The sequence below is a fragment of the Xanthomonas vasicola genome, assembly GCF_000772705.2.
In the GTDB taxonomy this organism is placed as follows: domain Bacteria; phylum Pseudomonadota; class Gammaproteobacteria; order Xanthomonadales; family Xanthomonadaceae; genus Xanthomonas; species Xanthomonas vasicola.
The window spans coordinates 1-1,008 of sequence record NZ_JSBW02000095.1 but is presented as its reverse complement, the minus strand read 5'-3'; the positions used below and the strand labels follow the sequence as shown (position 1 = coordinate 1,008).

The following is a 1,008-nucleotide window of genomic DNA, read 5'->3' as shown; positions in this document are numbered from 1 at the left end:
GCTTCCCCGCCTGCATGGCATGCGCGGCGTTGATGGTGTGCGCCAGCAACTCTTCCATCCCCGCTTCGCCAAGCCGCTGCCGCCAACGCGTCAGCGAGCTGGCATCGCACGGCAAGCGCGTCTGGAACACGACCTCGCCAGTGAAAAACTGCCAGTACGGATTTTCCAGCCAACGCTCGCACACCGCTTCATCGGACAGGTCGTAGGCGTGCTTGAGGTAGAGCAAACCAGCGATCAGCCGCACCGGCAATGCCGGCCGACCGCCACCGGCCGGGGTGGCCGGCAAGCGCGATGAAAGTGCTTGCTCCAACGCCGTCCACGGCATCCGTTGGCTCAGCTGCGCCAGCGGATGCTGCAGATCGATCTGATTCTCCAGACGCGAACGGAACAACTCGTCGGCGGGTCTGTCTTCGGCAGCAGGACGGCGTGTACGCATGGGCGGAAATTGCAAGAAACCAGCCTTCAGCGTAGCGAACACTGGTAGTTTTAGCACGCCGGTGCAGACATCAAGGCCTTGCGGTCGTTGGGTGGTTGGGGTTTTTCAGGGGCGACTAGCCAGCGTGTGGCCTCGTCCTGAACCTGCTCGATGGTGTCGAACAACGTTGTGGCCAGCCAGGCATAGCGGACGGTACGGTTGTAGCGCTCGACGTAAGCATTCTGCTGTGGTTTGCCCGGCTGGATGTGGTCGATCCGAATGCCGCGCTGCTGTGCCCAGGCTAGCAGCGCGCCACTGATGTACTCCGGGCCGTTGTCACAGCGAATCACGCGCGGCTTGCCGCGCCACTCGATGATCTGATCCAACGAGCGGATCACCCGGGCCGATGGCAACGACAGGTCGACCTCGATCCCCAGACCCTCGCGATTGAAGTCGTCGAGCACGTTAAACAACCGGAAGCTGCGACCATCGGCCAACTGGTCGTGCATGAAGTCCATCGACCAGAACTGGTTGATCGTCTCCGGCACCGCCAACGGCTCTGGCCGCTCGCGCACCAGCCGCCTCTTCGGCTT

The 1,008-nt window shown here is 62.7% G+C and carries 2 protein-coding genes; both read right to left on the bottom strand.

Annotated elements, in window-relative coordinates; all coding sequences use genetic code 11:
* Nucleotides 1-436 (bottom strand): transposase (locus NX05_RS20190; protein ID WP_162231373.1); only part of this gene is annotated, 436 nt, incomplete at its 3' end.
* Between the two features lie 50 nt (nt 437-486).
* Nucleotides 487-1,008 (bottom strand): DDE-type integrase/transposase/recombinase (locus tag NX05_RS20185; RefSeq protein ID WP_425521337.1); only part of this gene is annotated, 522 nt, incomplete at its 5' end.